The sequence below is a fragment of the Yersinia sp. KBS0713 genome (assembly GCF_005937895.2).
In the GTDB taxonomy this organism is placed as follows: Bacteria; Pseudomonadota; Gammaproteobacteria; order Enterobacterales; family Enterobacteriaceae; genus Yersinia; species Yersinia bercovieri.
The window spans coordinates 1,013,448-1,036,200 of record NZ_CP042173.1 but is presented as its reverse complement, the minus strand read 5'-3'; the positions used below and the strand labels follow the sequence as shown (position 1 = coordinate 1,036,200).

Genomic DNA, 22,753 nt, shown 5'->3' with positions numbered 1-22,753 from the left:
GACAGTTCCGAAGTGAACCCAAGGATATAAAAAACGGTATGAAGGCTTTTAATCCAACGAATTTTCGTCAGGAATTTCCGGCAATTAGCGATGAGATTATCTATCTGGACAGCGCGGCAACTGCCCTGAAGCCCCGCGCCATGATTGAGGCAACCCAGCTGTTTTATCAGCAGGACTCCGCGACAGTGCATCGCAGTCAGCATCAATCGGCATTATCATTGACGGTCCGCTTTGAAGAGACTCGCCAACAGGTGGCTGACTTTATCAATGCTCCCGCAGCAGAAAATATCGTTTGGACCCGCGGCACCACCGAAGCGATTAACCTCGTGGCGCAAAGTTATGCTCGCCCTCGCCTGCAAGCTGGAGATGAAATTATTGTCAGCGAAGCAGAACATCATGCAAACCTAATCCCCTGGATTATGGTTGCAGAACAGACCTGTGCCAGAATCATTAAGTTACCTATCGGTCTTGACCATCTACCCGATTTATCACAACTTCCACAGTTGCTAAATGGTAAAACGCGCATCTTAGCGCTGGGGCAGATGTCTAATGTCACTGGTGGTAGTCCTGAATTGGCGGATGCAATAGCACTCGCTCATCAATATGAGTGTGTGGTTATGGTGGATGGCGCGCAAGGTATTGTTCACAGTCCGGCTGATGTTCAAGCATTGGATATTGATTTTTATGCTTTTTCCGCTCATAAACTCTACGGCCCGACCGGTATTGGGGTGCTGTACGGTAAATCAGAATTACTGGAAGAGATGCCCGCCTGGCAAGGTGGCGGGAAAATGCTCACTCATGCTTCATTCGGTGGTTTCACCCCCCACGAGGTGCCCTACCGCTTTGAAGCGGGCACGCCAAATATTGCCGGTGTGATTGGCTTATCAGCGGTGCTCAGTTGGCTTGAATATATTGATCTGGAAGAGGCTGAGGCATATAGCCAAAGTTTAGCCACGATGGCTGAGAATAAGTTGGCTGAATTACCGGGCTTTCGCAGCTTCCGTTGCCAGCAATCGAGCTTGTTAGCCTTCACTTTCGATGGCATTCATCACAGCGATTTGGTGACATTGCTGGCGGAACAAGGTATTGCGTTACGCGCAGGGCAGCACTGCGCACAGCCACTTATGGCAGCACTGGGGATAAATGGCAGCCTGCGGGCATCATTCGCGCCATACAATACCGCTGACGATGTTGAAATGCTTTGCGCCGCGATCGCTAAAGCACTGGATCTGTTGCAAGATTAAGCATCAACAGATGATAATTTCGATAAATATCAACATGCAATAAAACGAGAAAATGATGATTGCGCCACACCCTTTTGGTCACGATATTACTGTAGCTCAACTTATCGAGACATTCAGTGCCCATAAACAGTGGGAAGATCGTTATCGCCAGTTAATTTTGCTGGCTAAGCAACTCCCGCCATTACCAGAATCATTGAAACAAAATGAACTGGAACTGACCGGCTGTGAAAACCGAGTGTGGTTGGGGCATCAGCATCTGCCAGATGGGCGCTTACATTTCTACGGCGACAGTGAAGGGCGTATTGTTCGTGGGTTATTGGCGGTGATATTAACCGCAGTGGAAGGCCAAACACCACAGCAGGTCCTGGCAGAAGACCCCTTGGCTCTGTTTGATCAACTCGGCTTACGCCAGCAATTAAGTAGCTCACGCGCCAGTGGTCTGCAAGCACTGGCGCAGGGAGTGCGGGCGATCGCGGCCCAATATATCTCGCGATAAACGGCAGAGAATAATTACGCCTGACGTGCCGCTTTCGCCATCATTTTTTTCAATGCATGGGATACCGCAACAAAACCAAAGGTCGCGGTGACCATGGTTGCCGAACCGAAGCCGGAAGTGCAATCCATTTTCTTTGGCCCCTCAGCGGTAGTGCGGGATGCACAGACCGAACCATCGGCCTGCGGGTAAACCAATGGTTCACTGGAGAAAACACAGTCGATCCCCAGTTTACCTTTGCTGTTTTTTACCACGTTAAAATCATGTTTCAGCCTTTCGCGTAGCTTTGCCGCCAGTGGGTCCTGAATGGTTTTCGCCAGATCAACCACTTCAATGCGGGTTGGATCGATTTGCCCACCCGCACCACCGGTGGTCACTACCGGGATTTTATAGCGGCGACAGTAGGAGAGCAGTGCTGCTTTTGGGCGAACACTATCTATCGCATCAATGACATAGCTAAAATTATTATTTAAAAGCTCAGCAACATTATCTGCAGTAATGAAATCATCGATACAAGTCACTCGGCATTCAGGATTGATAGCCAGAATGCGTTCCGCCATCACTTCGGTTTTAGCCTGCCCGACATTGTGCCGCAGTGCATGGATCTGGCGATTAGTATTGGTGACGCAAACATCATCCATATCAATCAGCGTGATTGCGCCAATACCAGTTCGTGCCAATGCTTCCGCCGCCCAAGATCCCACGCCGCCAATGCCTATCACACAAACATGCGCCTGTGAAAAAAGTGTCAGCGCCTGCTGCCCATAAAGGCGCGCGATACCACCAAAACGCTGCTGGTAAGCTTCGGAAAAGGCTGTGCTCATAGAGTTGTTACCTTAATAACTTAGAAATAATAAATGGCTCTAATAAATTGGTGGAGAAAATGCAAAAGCGGCCAGTTGGCCGCCTGATAAATAGTGACTCTATTACATCAAACCATCGGCTTACTGACTTTGATTGCTCACCAATAATGATGAACCATTGCCAGCGGGTGCTGTTTTAGCACCACCTTGATAAGCAGTAAATAGTGGGCCATTACTTTGGGCATTTTTCAGCACCCAAACACGACCATAATGGTTGTAGAAACCAGCGGCCTGCCCTGCCTCATGACCAATTCCCTGATAGATATCAAAGTGTTGCCCCTTAATTGCCCCACCTACATCCAGTGCGACCATCAGCCGCATCTGATATTGGCCGGTGAATTTCCCCTGCTTATCCAGTAAGGGAACTTCAGCCAACAGCGTAGTACCCGCCGGGATCAGCGAACGGTCAGAAGCAACCGAGGCTTTGGCTATCAAAGGAACTGCACTGGCCCCTTTTACCGGCGCATACATTTCCGGTTTAAAGAAGACAAAAGAGGGATTCTGCTCTAATAACTCTCTGACTTCAGCTTCGCTGTGAGTTTCAGCCCAGTGACGGATAGCCTGCATCGACATATCGGCTTTAGCAACTTCTCCGCGATCAATCAATACCTTACCGATACTGCGGTAAGCATGGCCGTTTTTACCCGCATAGCCGAAGAAAGTCAGTGGTCGCCCATCACCATAATCGACATAGCCGCTGCCCTGTACTTCCATCATAAAGTTATCCACCAATGAATTGGTGTACGCGATAACTAAATTACGGCTATCTAATGCGCCAGCATATATTGAAGCGCGATCGGGTAAGCGCCCCTTTTTCTTAGCAGGCATACGATAAAGTGGGTAACGGAATTCGCCTTGTGGGGTATAGCGCGCCTGCAGCACTGGGGTGTAATAACCGGTAAATTGCACATTGCCGAAGTTATCCACGCCTTCCATCTGGTAGGCATTTAGACCAAATAGAGTTAATTTGCTGGTGTCAGCACCCGCTAACATCCAGTTTTCTACCGCATTAAATGTACTACTATTGCGGCCATACAGACCTGGTGAGGATTGGTTAATCACTTTCACCTGATCAGAATAATCTTTTGCGTTGACTGGCTTACCTGTCGCATTTGGCTCATTCACCAACTCCAGTGGCTGCTCCAGATGCCCATCCTTATATTGCTGTCCACGATCGGTTGGCCGTGATTGGCAGCCAGCCAGAACAGCAATCATTATTCCACTCAATAGGTATTTGCCCCAACGACTTGTCATTTCACGCCTTCTCTTACTTATTTTATCTACCGGCGAACCATAACAAACGCCTATGGATAAAGGAATCAGCAGGTGGAAAAAAATCCCCTGCTGCCGTTGTGAGGAAAAAGGGAACAGATAGTGGATAAATTAATCGAAAAAACCTATTTACCTAAATTAAGTGGCAAAACTACTTGCAACAGATCTCATCCAGAGTATAGTGCGCTCAATCGGACGCGGGGTGGAGCAGCCTGGTAGCTCGTCGGGCTCATAACCCGAAGGTCGTCGGTTCAAATCCGGCCCCCGCAACCAACCGATACTGGCTACCAGCAGTATCAAATGTCGTCCGATGGTCTTGAAAATTAAGACTAATTAGGTAGAATAGCGGTTCAGCTGTGAAAACAGCAACAGAAGTAAAAGTGTAATGACGGACGCGGGGTGGAGCAGCCTGGTAGCTCGTCGGGCTCATAACCCGAAGGTCGTCGGTTCAAATCCGGCCCCCGCAACCAATTACACATTGTGCAACAAGAGTTAAATAGTAAGATAGAAAATTGTATTAAGACGGACGCGGGGTGGAGCAGCCTGGTAGCTCGTCGGGCTCATAACCCGAAGGTCGTCGGTTCAAATCCGGCCCCCGCAACCAATTCTTAATCATCTTCATATCAACATCAAGCACCCTAAAGGGTGTTTTTTTGTTTCTGGCCTCCAATGAGTATCGAGAACTCCCCCAGCAAGGGCTATCTCACCCCTGCGGCTATCAATAGTAACTCCCCGACTGATTACACCCGTGCCAGCGCCCCACCATTAGCGAAATAGGCTTTGATGCCAGCGAAAATAGATTCAGCCACTTGCTGCTGAAAATGGCTGGTGCGCAATTTCCGCTCTTCTTCCAGATTGCTGATAAATGCTGTTTCAACCAAAATGGATGGAATATCAGGCGCTTTCAAAACAGCGAAGCCCGCCTGATCGACACTGTTCTTATGCAGCTTATTAATTTTGCCCATGCGGTTAAGCACCTCTTTACCAAACTTCAGGCTGTCATTGATGGTCGCCGTTTGCAGCAAATCAATCATGGTATGGTCCAGGTAGCGATCCCCACTTTTACTGACCCCACCAATTTGGTCTGCTTCATTCTGTGTTTGGGCCAAAAAACGTGCGGCGGTACTGGTTGCGCCCTTGGTCGATAGCGCAAAAACAGAGGAACCTCTGGCGGCCTGACTGGTGAATGCATCGGCATGAATAGAAATAAATAAATCCGCGCGCTGTTTACGGGCTTTTGCTACTCGCACTTTCAGCGGGATAAAGACATCTTCATTGCGGGTCATAAACACCCGCATATTTGCTTCTTTCTGAATCAACGCCCGCAGCCGACGGGCAATTTGCAACACAATATCTTTCTCGCGAGTCTTATTTCGTCCAATAGCACCGGGATCTTCACCACCGTGCCCAGGATCTAGCATGATAACAATCGGCCTATCCCGCCCCGCTTTACCCACTTTGGCTGTCTCTGCGGGTAAATTACGCTCCACGTTGCCCTTATTATAATCTTCCAATAATGCCAGTAAGGGATCGTCTTCAATCGAGGTACTGCCCTGTTCAGGATATAAATCCACTACCAAGCGGTTACGAAACTTAGCAAAGGGTTTCAGTGTAAATAGTTGTGGGCTGATACTCTGTTTCAACTCCAAAACCAAGCGGACAGTATTTTTATCAAACTGCCCAACCCGGGCTTGCTTGAGGTAAGGATCGCCGGACTGCACCTGACCACTAATCTCTTTTAGTACACTATTGAGATGCACACCCTCAATATCAACCACAATGCGGTCAGGATTTTTCAGCGCGAATTGACGATATTTCAGCGGGGTATTGGATTCCAGCGTCACCCGAGTATAAGTTGAAGAGGGCCAGATCCTGACGGCGATAATGTGCGAAGAAGCAGCAAATCCAACCCGGCTGACACTCAGCATCCAGGCTGCGGCAGCACCTTGTAATAGACGGCGACGCCCAGAATTATGATTTGAATCTGCCATGTAACTCCAAAATAACTACCAAAATATGAATAAAAAACAAACAAAAAAGTTTTATGAGGAAAAACTTTAACCAATCAATTCAATGCTGTCATTAGAAAAACATTTTTATGTTATTCAATTTATTAATAGCTATGCACCATACATATGCAATTGATCGTAATTTGTTGCTTGCCATCTTGATCAAAAAAGAATAAAAATACAAAAATAGCGAATAAAAATTCAATGAGGGTCTGCCGTGAAGGAACGTAGTACTGAACTGGTCCAGGGATTTCGTCACTCAGTTCCCTATATCAACGCACACCGTGGCAAGACATTTGTCGTCATGTTGGGTGGTGAGGCGATTGAACATGAGAATTTCTCTAGCATCGTCAACGATATCGGTTTACTGCATAGTCTTGGCATTCGGCTGGTCGTGGTATACGGCGCACGCCCACAAATCGATAGTAATCTGGCGCAGCATCACTACGAACCTATTTATCACAAGCATACCCGAGTCACTGATGCCCGAACACTGGAAATGGTTAAGCAGGCAGCGGGCTTATTGCAGCTGGATATCACCGCCAGATTATCAATGAGCTTAAATAATACTCCGCTGCAAGGTGCGCATATTAATGTGGTTAGCGGCAACTTTATTATTGCTCAACCATTAGGCGTTGATGACGGTGTTGATTATTGCCATAGCGGACGCATTCGGCGGATCGATGAAGAGGCTATCCATCGTCAATTGGATAATGGCGCTATCGTATTGCTGGGGCCGGTTGCTGTCTCGGTGACTGGCGAGAGTTTTAATCTCACATCAGAAGAGGTGGCGACACAATTAGCCATCAAACTCAAAGCTGAAAAAATGATCGGTTTCTGCTCATCCCAAGGGGTGACGGACAGCGAAGGCAATATTATTTCCGAACTGTTCCCCAATGATGCTCAAAAACGGATCGAGGATCTTGAGCACGAGGGTGATTACAACTCAGGTACAGTACGTTTTCTACGTGGGGCAGTAAAAGCCTGCCGCAGCGGTGTGCGCCGTAGCCATTTGCTGAGTTATCAGGAAGATGGCGCGCTAGTGCAAGAGCTTTTCTCCCGTGATGGTATCGGTACTCAAATTGTTATGGAGAGTGCGGAACAAGTGCGCCGTGCAACCATTAATGATATTGGCGGCATACTGGAGCTGATTCGCCCACTGGAACAACAAGGGATTTTAGTGCGCCGCTCACGGGAACAGCTTGAGATGGAGATCGATAAGTTCACCATTATTGAGCGAGATAACCTGACGATTGCCTGCGCTGCACTTTATCCATTTCCCGAGGAGCAAATCGGTGAAATGGCCTGTGTGGCCGTGCACCCGGACTATCGCAGCTCCTCCCGTGGGGAGATGCTTCTCAAACGAGTCGCGAATCAGGCGCGCCAAATGGGCCTTAAAAAGCTGTTTGTGTTAACCACCCGTAGCATTCACTGGTTCCAAGAGCGCGGCTTTACTCCAGCGGAGGTCGAAGTTTTACCGATTCAGAAGCAGGAGTTATATAACTATCAACGGCGCTCAAAGATTCTGCTGGCCGACTTGTAACGATTAGTCGATGACATCAAGGGAGCTGCTGTCCCCAGAGGTTATTGACAAAGTCGTCTGTGCAGAGAGAACGGGTAGATCATCAAGACGCCGTAAATCCCTCTCTGGAGGCTCGTGCCGCGCCATCCCTGGCGCGGACGCTTGACTCTTCCACCCGTCCTCGCCGTTCCAAATCGAGTCATCGGGGTTTGTCCACAGTCTGAGGGGCTGCCCCCATTGGTTTTATTTATTCAACTCATTCAGACGATCAACTAACCCGCTACGACGCTGCGTGGGTGTCCGTATCGCATGACTCAGCACGGTATCACTGCAATAGAGTGTTAATCGCTGACGAGCACGGGTGATCGCGGTATAAACCAATTCACGGGTGAGCACTGGCATAAAGGTGTTGGGCAATACTAATGCCGTGTGTTCAAACTCCGATCCTTGAGATTTATGAACTGTCATGGCATAAGCGGTCTCATGAGTGGGAAGACGGCTAGGCTGTACCGACTTGATATTGCCATCGGGCAACTGGAAATGCACCCGAAGCTCGCCCTCTGAGTCATATAGCGCAATACCAATATCCCCATTAAACAGGCCCAGAGCACTGTCATTGAGCCCAATCATTACTGGTCGGCCAACATACCAACGCCCCGCAGGCCCAGATGCTCTCTCAATTAACCGCTTGCGATGCAACAACTGCTCAATCCGCTCATTTAAGCCGCTGACCCCAAATGGCCCGGTGCGTAATGCACACAGCAACTGGTAGCGGCCAAATGCCGCCAATACATCAACCGCATGAGCACCGGATGTCGCCAACTGAAGGTAGTGCTGATAGCTAGCGGCACAATCCTCCAGCAATACCTGGTAGTCATCTGAATCGGCCAGAGAGAAGCATTCGATGTCAGAATAGGTGCCACTTAAAACTGATAATGCATTGTGATACTTCCCGGCATTAACGGCTAAAGCGAGCTGCCCAATACCTGATTTTTCATCAAAACGGTAGCTTTTGCGCAGTAAACACAAGCTATCACGGACATTGAGTGTATCTTTTGGCACATCACCAATGGGGATGATTCCGGTCAATGTACTATTGGTCAATGTACTATCGATCAATCTACTATCGATCAATCTACTATCAGTTAATGCACACCCGGTTAACCGCACTAATTGTTCAGCCCGTGATTCGCTATAACCCCATTCAGCAAAACGACAAATATCACCCAATACCGCACCGGCCTCAACCGAGGCCAACTGGTCACGATCGCCAAGAAAAATAACTTGAGCTTTCGCGGGCAGAGCTGCAATTAACCGCGCCATCATCGGTAAATCCACCATTGATGCTTCATCGACCACCAGCACATCAAGATTTAACGGATTGCCACGGTGGTAACGCAAGCGCTGGCTGTTAGGTTGCGCCCCTAACAAGCGGTGTAACGTGGATGCTTGATCTGGCAATAGTTTGCGCTCATCATCCGTCAGCGGAAGTTGTCGAATGGCATTGCCCAGTGACTCGGTTAATCGAGCAGCCGCTTTACCGGTTGGTGCGGCCAGTTGGATACGTAAACGTTGCCCTTGACTCAGCTGTATCAGCGCGGTCAGTAACTTTGCTACTGTGGTCGTTTTCCCTGTTCCTGGCCCACCGGAGATCACGGAAATACGACGGGTAGCAGCAACGGCGGCGGCCACTTTCTGCCAGTCAACCTCAGACTCCGCTAGGCCGAACAAGCGGTCTAGTGTGGTTCTTAATAGCGCTTCGTTTACCTCTCGAGGTTCATTAGCCCATGCCGCCGTACTGTCGCTGGCAATAAATCGGACTACATCCCCTTCGTACTGCCACATTCGTTGCAGATACAAACGGTCATTTTGCAAAACCAGCGGCGTTGGCTGTGAGCCGTCACTCACAGCTGGAGAGTGATTAAATGCCTGTATCCAACACGACTCATCTGGCGCACCCGCAGCCTGCCACAGTGCTTGTGATAACGCCGACTGTCGCCCACCAAATAGCTGATCGGGCTGCAAATAGCTTAATGGTAGACACACATGCCCAGCCCCCGCTTCTGCACTGAGAATAGCGGCGGCCAATTGCAGCATTGGATCATTGTCGCCCGCGATCATGAGTGAAAACTGAAGATCCAGCGGACGCAGTAAGTGGTTACCAACCGCCTGATTCAGTAACGCCATCATAGTGATACCCTCCCATCTGCCTGGATAGCATCACGATTAATTTCACGACCACTGAACAAACAATCCATTCCTTCAATCAACCCCAGTTCAGGACGGCAACTAAAAATACCGTTACCCGGATGTTGCTTATCGACACCACGCAGGAAGAGATAAATGACACCACCAAAGTCGCGCTGATAATCATAATGAGCCAATCGGTGGCGCAAATAGCGGTGCAATGCCAGTGTATAGAGCTGATACTGCAGATCATAACGATGCTCAGCCATAGCTTGCGCCATCGCCTCTTGGGTATAGGCGCTACTCTCCTCACCTAACCAGTTTGATTTGTAATCCAATAAGTAATACTTGCCCTGCCAGCAGAAAACCAGGTCAATAAACCCCTTAAGCATCCCTCTAACTTGCAGGAAATCCAGCGCTGGGCACTGTCGAGATAGTGAATCAAAGCTTTTGATTAAAGCATCCAATTCACTGGCTCGGAGCAAAGTGTCGATTGGCAGATAAAATTGTAATTCTGCCTGCTTGCTCTGTGGCGTTAATCCAGCCAAGGTCACACCGCTTGTATTGAGAGGAACCTGTACAGTGTCATTTAGCCACTGATACAGCATTGGCGACCATTGCTCGCCAAAACCCTGTAACTGCAACTGCTCTGCCAACCAGCTTTGCTCAATAGGCTGACTAAAATCCATCTGCTCGAGTAAGTCATGTAGGAAAGTCCCCGGTGCTGCGCCGCGTGGGAAAGTATGGGGGGTTAAATTCGCTTCGGTGATTAGTGCCTGCTCACCAACAGCATCGGTATCTAGCCGTGGAAGCAACTCTTGCAGTGGCACATTAAGGGGCTGTGATGCGCCACCTTTACCGGAGCCATGCTGCTGTAAGCCAGAATAACTGGTGACACGCCAATAATCCTGTACTTGTCGGTTAAACTGGCGCGCAGCAAGCGCCGGCAAAATCTCCGGCTGCGGCTGCCACGGTGTATCGTCCGGACGCTCTGCCAGTGAAACAGAAATATCGCCGTCTGTTACGGCGGTTAATTCTGCTAATTTATCGGCCAAATATTGTGCATCACCCGCCAGCCCCTGTTGCACCAGATAACCTAACGCGCTGCGGTGCATGTCGCTTTCGCCCTGCTTTTTCCGCCCGCCTTTAATCAGCGGGGCAATGCCCACACTGCAATGGTAAACCGCACGGGTCAGCGCAACATAGAGTAACCGTAAATCCTCCGCCAGCCGCTCCTCCTCTGCCAGAGCCTGACTCTCTGCATCCGCATTCAGATCAAGTAATGCTTCAAAGCTGAGGCGATCGTGGTACAACACCTCCTGCTGTTGGCGGAAATTGCCAACGAAGGGTAACCAAACCAGTGGATACTCCAACCCTTTCGATTTATGGATCGTGATGACCTGCACTAAATGGCGGTCACTTTCCAAGCGCAGCTGTTGATTATCTGACTGATGATTGGGTTGCGCTATTTGTTGTGCCAGCCAGCGGATAAGTGCGTGCTCACTATCAAGCTGTGATGCAGCTTCTTGCAATAGCTCACCTAAATGCAGCACATCTGTCAGCCGACGCTCGCCACCTGGTGTCGCGAGCAGGTTTTCAGCTAAATGGCGGTGAGCCATAATCTCCCGCAACATAGGCAGTACACCGCGGCGCTGCCAATGTTGGCGATAGCCATCGAACTCCGCTACCAAAGCATCCCAAGCTCGCTCATCGTGATTCAATGCATCCAGCATTTTTGCATCCAGCCCGAGCACTCCTGTCGCCATTGCACTACGCAGTGCCCGCTCCTGCTCTGGAGCCAGCACCGCTTGCAACAACCACAGCAGATCTTTAGCTTCTGCGGTATCAAACACACTGTCACGATTAGATAAATAAACCGATGGGATGGCTAATGCACTCAGTGCATCACGCACTAATGCGGCCTCTGCCCGGCTGCGCACCAAAATAGTGATATCAGATGCTTGAACTGGTCTTGAGCCATCGACTGTCACTAATTGAGCCAGCCCATTTTGGCCTGCGGTTAACCAGTCACGGATTTGAGCCGCACACTGTTGCGCCATCAATTGTTGGTACTCGCTCACTCCGACGCCCTCTCCTGGCTGCAACCAAAAAGAGATAGCGGGCTGCTTTTTTCCTTTAATTTCGAAAGATAAGCGGCTGTTTTTTTCCGCAGCAGACACATTTATAAAAGGAATTTGTTCAAACAGGAAAGGCACGTCGACCAAACTAAACAGCCGATTAACTGATTGCACCATCGGGAAGGAGGAGCGCCAGTTTGTCTCTAGTGTGTAGTGGGCGCTTACTTCAGAACGGGCACGAATATAGGTAAAGATATCTGCACCACGGAAAGCATAAATAGCCTGTTTAGGATCACCAATCAGTAGTAGGCCGCACTCTTTTTGCCCACTATAAAGCGTGTGGAAGATACGGTATTGCTGAGGATCGGTATCCTGAAACTCATCAATCATTGCGACAGGATAACGGCTACGAATAGATTGGGCCAATAGCTCACCACCCGGTTGCTGTAATGCCACATCCAGTTTGCTAAGCAGGTCATCAAATCCCAGCTCCGCACGTTGCCGTTTTTCCTGCTGAACGGATGTTCGTATCTCACTGATTGCACGGGCTAAAATTAAATCTCTTAACGTCAGTGGTTGCTCGAATATGCGGTCTATGGCACCGAATAGGGCATGTTGTGGAGCTGCACCCTTTTTAGTTTTTTCAGATAATATTGACTGACGGAATTTTTCCAGCTCTTTAGGTAACTGATAATCGGTCGTCTCCTGCTCTGCCCATGCACCGACTTTTTCCAGCCAGCTAGGTAAATATCGAGCGCTGTAGCTACGTTTATCAACACCAGAGCTGCTGATCAAGGCCTCTAATTCAGGCGCGGCTTCGCACCATTGCGTTTTGAGCGCATCAATTTGCACTATGATCTGCTGATGCCGACTAACTATCGTTTCATCATCACCGGGCGCTTGCCGAAACTTTGGCGTTTCGCCCTGTAGATAGGCTGAAAGATCTTTGAGTAGTGCTTCTGGCCCGCTCCACTCCTGACTGACAGCTCGAGCGACAGCTAAAGGGAGCGGATAGCAGTGACGCCGCCAAAAATCGGCGCAGGCTTGTCTGCGTAATGGCAGTTCATCCTGCACCAGTGTTTGTTCAAACAAAATGCCAGATTCAAAAGCATTATTAGCCAGCATTCTCTGACAAAAGCCATGGATGGTATAAATTGCAGCTTCATCCATCTGGCGCTCAGCCGCCAGCAGTTGTGCGGCGGCCTCACTTAAATCAATGATTTCGGCTAATAAGGCCTTATGCATTGGGTTATCGCTGACTCCCCGCACGCAAGCTATTCGCAACTCATGAATATTGTCGCGGATTCGCCCCCTTAACTCTTCAGTTGCTGCTTCGGTAAAGGTCACCACCAGGATCTCCTCGACCATAAGGGGGCGACTAAACGCAGCCTCTCCACCCAAGCCAAGTAGCGACCTTAGATAAAGTACCCCAATGGTAAAAGTCTTACCCGTTCCGGCTGAAGCTTCAATTAGCCTCTCGCCATATAGGGGGAGCGTTAGCGGCTCTAGCCGCTGGGGGGTCATTGATGTCATGGAGCCAATACCTTCTGCGGCAAGGTCGCCTGCAAGGCGGAGGCGCTTGGATAGGTAGTCCATCCTTTAAGCACCGCATACCCGCCCGTCGTTTGCCCTTGGCCTTTCACCTGAGAAAGCAGTGCCAGTCCTTGCGGCTTAATGACTGCTTGCTGGAAGAAATCAGCCAGCGCGGCGCTATTTAGCAACTTCACTTGAGCAATCATTTTCTCACGACTATCAAAAGCAAAATTATTACGATTAAAATCATTACTATAACGGCTAGCTTCTTCATCCAGTGTTTGCGGACGTTGTAGCAATTGATTGATTAGCCCCTGCTTATATTGTTCAAAATCAGTCGACTTCATTTCACGCAGCCGTTTTTCAGCCTGTGGATAGAAAGCCAGATATCTCTGATAAAGGTAATCAGGTTGTTTACTGTTACTTTGCAGTAAGAATCCTAAACCCCACTGACGTCCAACAGACATTGGGAAAGCAAATACCGCATAACCAAGTTGCTCCGCCGTGCGCAGTTGATCATAGAACCACGGCTGAACAATTTGCCCCAGTAAGGCGCTATGCGCCATACCATCAATTTCTGAATAACCGGTAGGTACATAAACTGCAGCCAGCGCAGCATCAGAGCTGCTACCAACTCGTTCCATATTGGCCAACTGGGCCTTATCGACCACAACATCTTCGCCAGTCCACCAAGTGGTTCCCGTCAAACCTAGTTGTTTCTTCAATGACTCCGCCAGCGCAGTAACCTGTGGGGCCGTCATATTACCCACCGCCAATACCTCAATGGCAGATTGCTTGAGCATACTATTACGGTAGGTCACGACATCCTGCACGCTAATCGTATTGAGCAATTCACGCCGCTCATTGCGCTCAAAATAGGGCACATGAGATAACAACTTGGCCGGCTGGATCGCCAGTTCATAAGCTTTGCCCTTTTCGGCAACTTCCAACTGCTCACGATACCAAGACTTGGCCTGCACCAGTTGATCTTCCGTTGGTGTGAAATTGGAGTAGCCTTCAACCAGTGAGGTTAACAACTGCGGCATCCGCTGCGTAAAGCCGTTAGCACTAACATACAAACCATTGTTTGGTGCCGTTGAGAAGCTAATCCCACCAATAGAGGCTTGATAGCTCAGTTCGTCGAGTGAAAGGCCGGCCAAATAGTCGGTTAGGGCAAACAGAACCTGATTACGGGCAGTATCCAAGGCGTGCTGATTACGAAAAGCAACTGAGATATCAGCTTTCGGTTCATCAGCAAAGTATTGGCTTGGCATGTAAAACACCCGTAAGCCCGGTTGTTCAGCCACTTTTTGTGGATGGGTAATATTTTTATCTGCTTTAATCAGCTCAAAATTATCCGGAATGTAAGGGTTAAGTGCCGGTAGGCTCAGCGAGATATCCCCACCTAATTGTTGCCACTCTTTCATCTCTTTAGGGCTTATTTTATCGACCTGATAAGGTGCATCGACAAAATACGCTACTTTGTTGTGAGGCTCTTCAGGGCTAACAAACCAGATTCGTGCATTTTCTGGTGTCATTTCAGCCAAGCGGGCGGCAATGGCCTTAGGATCATAGTGATCAGCCAGATAAGGCGCATCAAGTACATGTGCGACAGGCACTCGCAGCATCATATCCACCAGCCACTCGATGTAATCCATATCTCGCGTGATTGAGGGATAGCGGAAATCAAGATTTAAGACATGAGCGATCTCATCAAAATAGCTCTTTTTAATGCCGTCTTTGTGCAACATATTGATGTAATCGAAGATGGCCGCAACCACTACATCACGTTTGGCCAAGCCTTTATCGGTGAGTGATACAGAGATGGAGAATACCCCTCCGTTGCGGTCTACCATCGGGTCAGCGCCGGCATTAATTGCATCTGCCAATCCCTGTTTTTGCAGCCAGTCAGATAGTGTGTCTTTGCTGCGATTGCCGATCAAATAACTAATGTAGGTATCTGTTTTACTGCGAAACTCTGCACTGTTGTTCTCAATGCGAAACTCTATTTTTAGCTGTTTACGAGGCTGGGCCGGAACATAATGGATAATAATTCCAGTTTGATCAGGGGTGACTGCCGGTACTGTAATCGGTGGTACTTTTGCATCCCGATTAGGAATTCGACCAAATGTATCAGCCGCTAATTGTGCTAATTGTTCCAGTGACTGATTGCTATACAGCACTCCCACCATCAGATTGGCAGAATAGTAGCGATGATAGAAACTCAATAATTCATCATGTAACTTGCCATCAGGCTTATCTTTCAGCGTATCGAGATTACCGCCAGAGAAACGTGCACTCGGATGTGCTGGATTAAGGGTTTCAGCATTAACCTGTGCCATACGCATCCCATCGCGGGAGCGGGCCATCGTCAATTCTGCATTGACTGCATTACGTTCGCGATCAGCATTAATTGGGTCTAGCAAGGGCTCGGCAATGGCATCCGCCAGTCGGTCAACTGCAGGAGCTAATGCATCGTTTTCAATTTCAAGGTAAAAGGCGGTTCGATAAGAGGCGGTACTCGCATTATGACTGCCACCATGTTTCTTCAGAAATTCAGAGAAACTACCTGGTTCAGGAAAACGTTTAGATCCCATCAATAACATGTGCTCCAGATAATGAGCCAAACCTAGCTGATTATTAGGGTCCTCCAATGAACCGACCGGCAATGCCAGCGCGGCCAATGATTTAGGTGCTTGTGCATCAGAAACTAATAATACGGTCATACCATTTGGCAGTTTTATTGCCTGATATTTACGTAAATCATGTTCACTTTTGTGAATAGCTTCTGCCAGTGGTTGCCATGCAGGTGCCGCCGCCCAGCTCAGTGGTGCCAGCAAACTTAATAAGAAAAATATGCCAATAGTGCGGGCAAACTGTTTATGCATTCCGTTTCTCCCCTAACCCCTTTAAAATTGCCGCTAAAACACATATCCAGCTCTTTTGTATTGAATATGTACGATCATCTACTTGAGTGACGCGCAGTTTTCATGCCTTATTATGGCGGGCAATCGGTAATAAATAACGTTCCGTTTCGTGCAATATCATGTCCAGATGTTGGTTATCCATCAGGCGGAGCACCCTTTTTACGTAGTAATCCTCCCCCTCTCCGGCAACTCGCAGATCCCCTTGCCAGACCTGTAAAAGTTTCATTATTGCTTTAGTCTGCGTTTCTTCATCCCACAGAATCTGACCAGATTCGCTATCAAAGCAGTGACTCAGCCATGCCCAACCACTTTTACTCAACAGTAGCAGAGGTTCACACATCCCTTGCTGATATCCCGTCATTAGCTGCTGTAAATATTGCCGAGCCTCATCGCAACCCAAAGAATCATAGCGCCAGGCGGTTCCTTTGCGGCCATACATTCGGCTTTCACCCTCACCACCTGCGGCGCAATACACCAAATGTTCAACCCACAATAAAAGCCCATCGACAGCTGTCAATGCCGCTGGTCGCCAACGAATAAGTCCATCCTCCTGAACCTGATGAATCCAGCCCGTAAGAGTGGTGTCACCAAATTCAATATTAAGTTCAATACTATGGCTCTCTTTACGTTCAGTACTAATCTGTTCAGCTAATGGCACCATTTCCTCTTGCTGACTCTCCCAGTAAAGCTCACCAAAGGCCCCATAAGGCAAGCTGCCAGCTGCTCGGGCACGAGTAAATACGGTGCTAATATCACCATCATCTATAAGTGCATTCAGCAACTGGGTGTTAAACTGGTAACGGTTGAGGTTATCTAAGGTAAATGGCTCTTCATCTGGCAATTCCGTTTCTTCAATAACAAAATTCACCCCTAACCGTAGCTGGAAGAATGCCCTGACAGGATGACGAAAGAAACGAATTAACTCATCTAAGGTAATTTCAGGTAAGGGTTCAGGCGACAGAGGTTGATTAAACTCTGGATGTGCCAGCCCTTTGGATTCAGCGGAGGGTAACCACTCCGCAGCGTAACTCTGTAATTCACTGTTTTCGATGAAGTTTCCTACCGAAAATGGCATGCGAGCATGTAAACAGAGCAGGTGCTTAATGACTCGTTTAGCGCTGTCATCAGCACTAAGCTCTTCATCTCCCGGCAAATGATAACTTTGCGAAATATATTCAATCAATTCACTCACCAGCACTGAAGGGTAGCGCTTGCTGTTGTCTTGAATTGAACGCCCGATATAACTGATATAAAGCTGTTGCTGGGCAGAAAGAAGTGCTTCGAGGAACAGATAACGGTCATCATCACGGCGGCTGCGATCACCACGCCGAACCTGTTTTGCCATCAAATCAAATCCCAGCGGCGGAAGTGTTCGTGGGTAAATACCGTCGTTCATGCCCAATAAGCAAACGACTTTAAACGGGATAGAGCGCATTGGCATCAGGGTACAGAAGTTGATTGGCCCCGCGAGGAAACGCTGGCTGATGCGCTCATTGTCCAAACGTGAGGCCAGTTCATCACGTAACAAATTAAGCGGCACAACATCCGGATACTGAGCGGCAATACCATAGCTGACAACCTTCTGCCACTGCTGTTCAATCAGCACCAAAACAGCCTCAGTATCATTATCGGACTCGAAGAAAGTATCCAATAAGCTGCGGCATAATGGTAACCAGTCGCTGAGTGAACGTGATTCACTTAACAGTAGCCGCCATTGGCTCAAGTGCATCAACATATCAGCCAGTTGCCCGGCAAGTTCCGCCGCCAAACCACTTGATTCATCATATGGCAAGACACCTTGCCAATCCCCGGCTCCACTGTCCATGGCATAACCGAGCAACATGCGGGTTATGCCAAAATGCCAAGTGTGCTGCCCCGTCGCGGGCAAAGATAGCTCTCGAACATTGTCATCATCCAACCCCCAACGAATACCCGACTCCCCCACCCATTGTCGCAAGCGACGCAATCCATCTTCGGTAATAGCAAATTTATTGGCTAAGGCAGGAACTTCCAGCAGCGCCAATACTTGCTCGGAGGTAAAGCGGCTATGGGGGAGATCAAGTAAGGTAATAAAAGCTTGTAACACCGGATGGGCCTGACTGGCTTTACGATCAGAGATAGCAAAGGGCAGATAACGCCCCCCCGTCGCATTACCAAATGTAGCCTGAATATAGGGGGTATAACTGTCAATGTCGGCGACCATCACAATGATGTCGCGTGGGGTTAGCTCAGGATCGGCGGCTAATAATCTCAACAGGTTATCTTGTAGAACCTCAACTTCCCTTTGCGGGCTGTGACAAACATGTAGACTCAAAGATCGATCAGCTGGATCTAATACCCGTTTTTGGTCGCTATGGGCTAAGGTTTCCGGTGTGGTACCAATGATGGCGTGATCTTCCAGCTCCAGCATATCGTGCTGAATACCATGCAATAAATTGTCTGCCTCAATATCGACAAAAGCATGTACCTCTTGGATATCATCAACTTGTGACAATAGATACATGTGATCCCGGCCTAACCGCCCCCATGAAGCTAATAGCGGGTTACTGAGATCCTGCTCTCCATCAGCATTGAATAGTTGTTCGGCTTGTTCTGGATGACGAAACAGTTTTACTTCGATCGATTTGCCTTCAATCGATTCACGATAATGCCTGCGTTTACGGCTTTGCAACTTAGCCAAAAAGGCATAATCCTGAATATCCCCCCAGAAATAGCGGCAAGGGTTGGTAAACATTAGATGGATATCAATATGCTTACCCAGTGCTTGTAGCGCCTGCAAATAGATGGGAGGCAGTGCCGATATACCGCAAATAAATACTCGTTTTGGTAGCCCAACAGGGCAAATATCCGAGTCGAGTAGCATGCGGATAAAACGCTGATAGAGATTAGCGCGGTGCCATTCAGGTTGATCCAATTCACGGGTATAGTCTGTCAGTTTAACCCATAATTTGGCTTGCCATAGCTGGGCATCATCCAGTTTTTCAATGAGTTGACCACGTTCCCAAGCCTCAAGCCATTCCGGACGATACACCAAATATTGGTCAAAAAGGTCGGCTACCCGTGCCGCAAGTTGGTGAATCTTACGTTTATCGCCGTCATCACTTAAGTAGCGTTTCATAGACGCAAACACGGGATCATCCAGCAAATCTGGCAGTAACCACATAAGTTTCCACGTCATGGCGTCTTTGCTAAATGCGCTCTCTTTGGGAATTCCCGGCAAGACACGGGTAAACATATCCCAGATAAAAGTCGCGGGCAGTGGAAACTCAATATTGGCTGCAATACTGAACTGCTGTGCCAGTTGCATTTGTAGCCATTGGGCCATACCAGGGCTCTGAACTAGCACGACTTCTTGCTGGAAAGGGTTGTCCAACGGCTCTCGTTCTATCAGCGCAGTAGTTAGCGCTTTGAGTAAATCCAGTTGATTAGAATGATAAACCGTGAACATGATGACTCCCTTAAGGCACTATGGATAACATTCATAAATGATTAAACCACCTGATTATCACTTGTGAATCAATCCTGAGGTTTAATACTCTAACTTGATAATAAGTGAGTGCAATAGGTTATCGTCATTATCACCCTTGGTACATGACGTGACAGAGGCTAGATCTCACTCAGCGGGCAAAACCAACGGCTTAGTTCTGCTTGTTGGTTGTGCCGTACCACAATAGTGAAATTAAACTCGGTGCACTCCCCTTCAACTCTGCCGACCGATTGACGATATAGCCAGTTAGGCTTCATTCCAGAGATAAGAGGCCTATCAGGCGTGTCGTCTCCGATACTTTCAATATGCTGATGGAGCAGAGACCAAGCCTGACGTTGTTGCCACAAAGCAGAAAAACCCTGTAAAAGTGCCTGATGGTATTGCAGCAATCCCAACAGAGAAACTGAGAAAAACAGTGCTGCTATTAAGGCTTCTGGCAGGCTAAATCCTGACGACTCCCGCGAATGGGCTAACCCCTTGGTAAATTGCGGTCTGTGGCAACATCTTAATAAAGACAAAACTGTGCATCCTTATCCGGGCAAAAGTCCAACCAGCCATGAGCGGCTTTAACCAATTGATAGCTTTTCCTATTTATTTTATTAGCATCCAGTTTGACCCGCTGATAAAGCATCAAGGGTGGCTGTGCGCCAAAGGGTTGGCTCTCCCCTCTCAAGATAAAAAATCCAGTCAGCGATGCCGGTTTAATACAAGCTTTTAAGCCATAGTGTGGATGCTCATTACAGTGCCATGCTGCTCCAGCACTCCATGGCAGAGTGAATGACCAACGCTGGTTTATTCCCCAGGCTAATGATGAGGTCGCCTGATTAAAAGCCCGTAAATGGCGCTGCTCTTCAGCTGTGATTTGCTGAATATTGTCCAATTGGCGGTGTAAAGCTGACAGTAGAAATAAACCAAGAGCAAAAAGTGTGGCGACAGCAGCTAAGGTGCTGGCCCCTTGTTGACGATTCTGCTTCATAGATTATTCCCACGAATCATATAAATAAGCTGATGATGGACTGTTGCATTACCTGTGCTTTGCCCAGCTAATTGCACTTTGTAAATCTGAGCAGATGTTGGCTCGGGTAATCGACTAATAGAAAAATGCGTTATGGTGACCTCTTTTGGGTCAAACACTCGCTCCCAACTACCGCCAACACAATTCAGCTCCCCACGCTGGGCTTCCAATGCCTTATTTCGCAAACGATAGCCAAAGTATTCGGATTCCTGATGCTTTTCCCCCTCCCAACGGCCATTACGGTTAAGGTCATACGCAACTATCAGGCAAGAGTCGGTGGCTTCACCTGGATAATGATGTGTGGTGATAGCCTTCCCTTGACACTCTCCATGGCAAAAACCCGCTCGCCGCAAATCTTTTTCCAGCATCGCCATCGCCTGACTAAGTGCCAATTCCAACCGATAGTGTTGCTGTAATATTGATATCTGTTGGCGTAATTTGGGGAAAATCTGTGCCGAGCCAAACACAATCATGCTGCCAATGCTTAATGCCAGCATCATTTCCGGCAATGTAAAACCTGAAATAGATTTATGCCAAGTCTGTTCCGGCATTGACCCAATCGGCTTTATGATTACCCTTAGCATACGTGAATACCTGATATTGACTGACCTTCACCACATAGCCTCATTCGCCCCCGACTGGAAATAATCAACCGGATACGCCCTGCGGGGTTATTGAGTAGGATGCTTCCTGCTTGCGCGGTGTTTCTTACCCCATAGAAACCAATACTCTTTTGCAATGACATAGTGATAGCCACATCAGGATAAGGTGGAATAAACACTCTGCCGGTTAATACGGAACAAGGCGCTGTGGGTTTATCACCACTGCCCAGGCACCCTTGCCCATGTTGTTGTATCCACAATAATGCCGTGTCGTTGCTGCGATTAGCCTGTACCTGCAAATGTGTTAAGAAGGCAAGTAGCTGGCGTGCGCTATCAGCCAGCCTTTCCCGTTGCCGATATTGGTGCCAACTTTGCGCCCCCCATGTCGCCATAACACCGACCAATGCAATAACCAGCAATACTTCAATCAGGCTGATACCTTTTTGTTTTATCAGGAAATTGTTCTTTATGAACCCTATTTTATTGAGTGCAATGTCGATTTTCATGCCGCAAGTTTACGGCGTTAAAATTTGAGGTCTAGTGACTCATTATCAGGGTTGGAAACGGTGCGCAAAATTTTATTTACGATGACATAAATGCAGAAAAGAGTGCGGCACGGCTCGCATTTTTATTGCAGGATAGAGGACAATTATGGGGGTGGTGTTATGAAGATAGCAGATATAAAACCGGAGCCATTGCGGCTCCGGTCAGAAGGTCAGAAGATTAAATAGCGATCGGAGCTTTAATCCCCGGATGCGGATCATATCCTTCAATTTCAAAGTCATCGAAGTGATAATCAAATAAGGAGTCAGGCTTACGTTTGATAATCAACTTCGGCAATGCCCGAGGTTCGCGGCTCAATTGCAGGTGCGTTTGCTCTATGTGGTTGCTGTATAAGTGAGTATCGCCACCCGTCCAGACAAAATCACCAACGTCCAAATCACACTGTTGCGCCATCATATGTATCAGTAATGCATAGCTGGCAATGTTAAATGGCAAGCCAAGGAACACATCACAAGAACGTTGATATAGCTGACAAGAGAGCTTGCCATCAGCCACGTAGAACTGGAAGAAAGCATGGCAAGGTGCTAGTGCCATTTGGTCCAGTTCACCCACATTCCAGGCGGAGACAATAATGCGACGTGAATTAGGATCTTGCTTAAGCTGCTTTACTACGTTGCTCAGTTGGTCAATCTGACGCCCATCGGCAGCGCCCCAGGCACGCCATTGCTTGCCATATACCGGGCCAAGATCACCATTCTCATCGGCCCACTCATCCCAGATTGAGACACTATTTTCCTTCAGATAACCAATATTGGTATCGCCATTGAGGAACCATAACAGCTCATGGATGATCGAACGCAAATGGCAGCGTTTGGTGGTTACCAGCGGGAAGCCGTCTTGTAAATTGAAACGCATCTGATGCCCAAAAATCGATACTGTACCTGTACCGGTACGGTCATCTTTAGGGGTGCCCTCTTCCAGCACTTTTTTCATCAAATCCAGATACTGTTTCATGTT

Annotated in this window: 15 protein-coding genes and 3 tRNA genes; 6 read left to right on the top strand and 12 right to left on the bottom strand. The window is 48.3% G+C overall.

Annotation, left to right across the window (positions count from 1 at the left end):
• Window positions 1–38: 38 nt before the first annotated feature.
• Together csdA and csdE are read left to right on the top strand one after the other, a co-directional pair.
• On the top strand, window positions 39–1,244 hold the full coding sequence (csdA, locus tag FFE93_RS04780; protein ID WP_005272941.1) for a cysteine desulfurase CsdA: 1,206 nt from the start codon (window positions 39–41) through the stop codon (window positions 1,242–1,244).
• Window positions 1,245–1,296: 52 nt separating this feature from the next.
• Window positions 1,297–1,740, top strand: a complete 444-nt coding sequence (csdE, locus tag FFE93_RS04775) for a cysteine desulfurase sulfur acceptor subunit CsdE (RefSeq protein WP_005272938.1) — start codon at window positions 1,297–1,299, stop codon at window positions 1,738–1,740.
• A 14-nt stretch (window positions 1,741–1,754) separates the two neighbouring features.
• On the opposite strand, the gene tcdA is transcribed toward csdE, so the two are convergent.
• Together tcdA and mltA are read right to left on the bottom strand one after the other, a co-directional pair.
• Window positions 1,755–2,561 carry a tRNA cyclic N6-threonylcarbamoyladenosine(37) synthase TcdA gene (tcdA, locus tag FFE93_RS04770; RefSeq protein ID WP_005272934.1) on the bottom strand — a complete coding sequence of 269 codons (807 nt, stop codon included), beginning with the start codon at window positions 2,559–2,561 and terminating at the stop codon, window positions 1,755–1,757.
• A gap of 120 nt (window positions 2,562–2,681) precedes the next feature.
• Window positions 2,682–3,854 carry a murein transglycosylase A gene (gene mltA, locus FFE93_RS04765; protein WP_049602556.1) on the bottom strand — a complete coding sequence of 391 codons (1,173 nt, stop codon included), beginning with the start codon at window positions 3,852–3,854 and terminating at the stop codon, window positions 2,682–2,684.
• A 214-nt stretch (window positions 3,855–4,068) separates the two neighbouring features.
• Here mltA and FFE93_RS04760 point away from each other — a divergent pair.
• The 3 genes from FFE93_RS04760 (at window position 4,069) to FFE93_RS04750 (ending at window position 4,476) form a co-directional block, all read left to right on the top strand.
• Window positions 4,069–4,145 (top strand) — tRNA-Met (locus tag FFE93_RS04760).
• Between the two features lie 120 nt (window positions 4,146–4,265).
• Window positions 4,266–4,342 (top strand) — tRNA-Met (locus FFE93_RS04755).
• 57 nt (window positions 4,343–4,399) lie between these two features.
• Window positions 4,400–4,476, top strand: a tRNA-Met gene (locus FFE93_RS04750).
• Between the two features lie 136 nt (window positions 4,477–4,612).
• Here FFE93_RS04750 and amiC read toward each other — a convergent pair.
• Window positions 4,613–5,863: an N-acetylmuramoyl-L-alanine amidase AmiC gene (gene amiC / locus FFE93_RS04745; RefSeq protein ID WP_005272930.1), complete on the bottom strand. Its 1,251-nt coding sequence runs from the start codon at window positions 5,861–5,863 to the stop codon at window positions 4,613–4,615.
• Window positions 5,864–6,098: 235 nt separating this feature from the next.
• Here amiC and argA point away from each other — a divergent pair, with 235 nt between their 5' ends.
• Window positions 6,099–7,424 (top strand): amino-acid N-acetyltransferase, encoded by a 1,326-nt coding sequence (gene argA, locus FFE93_RS04740; RefSeq protein WP_032897301.1) that lies wholly within the window; start codon window positions 6,099–6,101, stop codon window positions 7,422–7,424.
• Window positions 7,425–7,646: 222 nt separating this feature from the next.
• Here argA and recD read toward each other — a convergent pair whose 3' ends face one another.
• The 9 genes from recD to thyA form a co-directional block, all read right to left on the bottom strand.
• A complete protein-coding gene (recD, locus tag FFE93_RS04735; RefSeq protein ID WP_138774865.1) occupies window positions 7,647–9,593 on the bottom strand; it encodes an exodeoxyribonuclease V subunit alpha in 1,947 nt (648 codons plus the stop codon).
• Window positions 9,590–13,201, bottom strand: a complete 3,612-nt coding sequence (gene recB / locus FFE93_RS04730) for an exodeoxyribonuclease V subunit beta (RefSeq protein ID WP_138775205.1) — start codon at window positions 13,199–13,201, stop codon at window positions 9,590–9,592. The genes recD and recB overlap by 4 nt, the downstream gene beginning before the upstream one ends.
• Window positions 13,198–16,089, bottom strand: coding sequence for a pitrilysin (ptrA, locus tag FFE93_RS04725; protein WP_049602553.1), 2,892 nt, complete (start codon window positions 16,087–16,089; stop codon window positions 13,198–13,200). Before ptrA ends, recB begins: the two co-directional genes overlap by 4 nt.
• A gap of 100 nt (window positions 16,090–16,189) precedes the next feature.
• Window positions 16,190–19,576 (bottom strand): exodeoxyribonuclease V subunit gamma, encoded by a 3,387-nt coding sequence (recC, locus tag FFE93_RS04720; RefSeq protein WP_049602552.1) that lies wholly within the window; start codon window positions 19,574–19,576, stop codon window positions 16,190–16,192.
• Window positions 19,577–19,734: 158 nt separating this feature from the next.
• Window positions 19,735–20,133 (bottom strand): prepilin-type N-terminal cleavage/methylation domain-containing protein, encoded by a 399-nt coding sequence (locus tag FFE93_RS04715; protein WP_032897293.1) that lies wholly within the window; start codon window positions 20,131–20,133, stop codon window positions 19,735–19,737.
• Window positions 20,121–20,591 carry a YgdB family protein gene (locus tag FFE93_RS04710; RefSeq protein WP_032897291.1) on the bottom strand — a complete coding sequence of 157 codons (471 nt, stop codon included), beginning with the start codon at window positions 20,589–20,591 and terminating at the stop codon, window positions 20,121–20,123. Before FFE93_RS04710 ends, FFE93_RS04715 begins: the two co-directional genes overlap by 13 nt.
• Window positions 20,588–21,214, bottom strand: a complete 627-nt coding sequence (locus tag FFE93_RS04705) for a prepilin peptidase-dependent protein (protein ID WP_054872591.1) — start codon at window positions 21,212–21,214, stop codon at window positions 20,588–20,590. Before FFE93_RS04705 ends, FFE93_RS04710 begins: the two co-directional genes overlap by 4 nt.
• A complete protein-coding gene (locus tag FFE93_RS04700; protein WP_054872590.1) occupies window positions 21,208–21,738 on the bottom strand; it encodes a prepilin peptidase-dependent protein in 531 nt (176 codons plus the stop codon). The genes FFE93_RS04705 and FFE93_RS04700 overlap by 7 nt, the downstream gene beginning before the upstream one ends.
• Before the next feature lie 217 nt (window positions 21,739–21,955).
• Window positions 21,956–22,750, bottom strand: coding sequence for a thymidylate synthase (thyA, locus tag FFE93_RS04695; protein WP_005272904.1), 795 nt, complete (start codon window positions 22,748–22,750; stop codon window positions 21,956–21,958).
• Window positions 22,751–22,753: the final 3 nt, after the last annotated feature.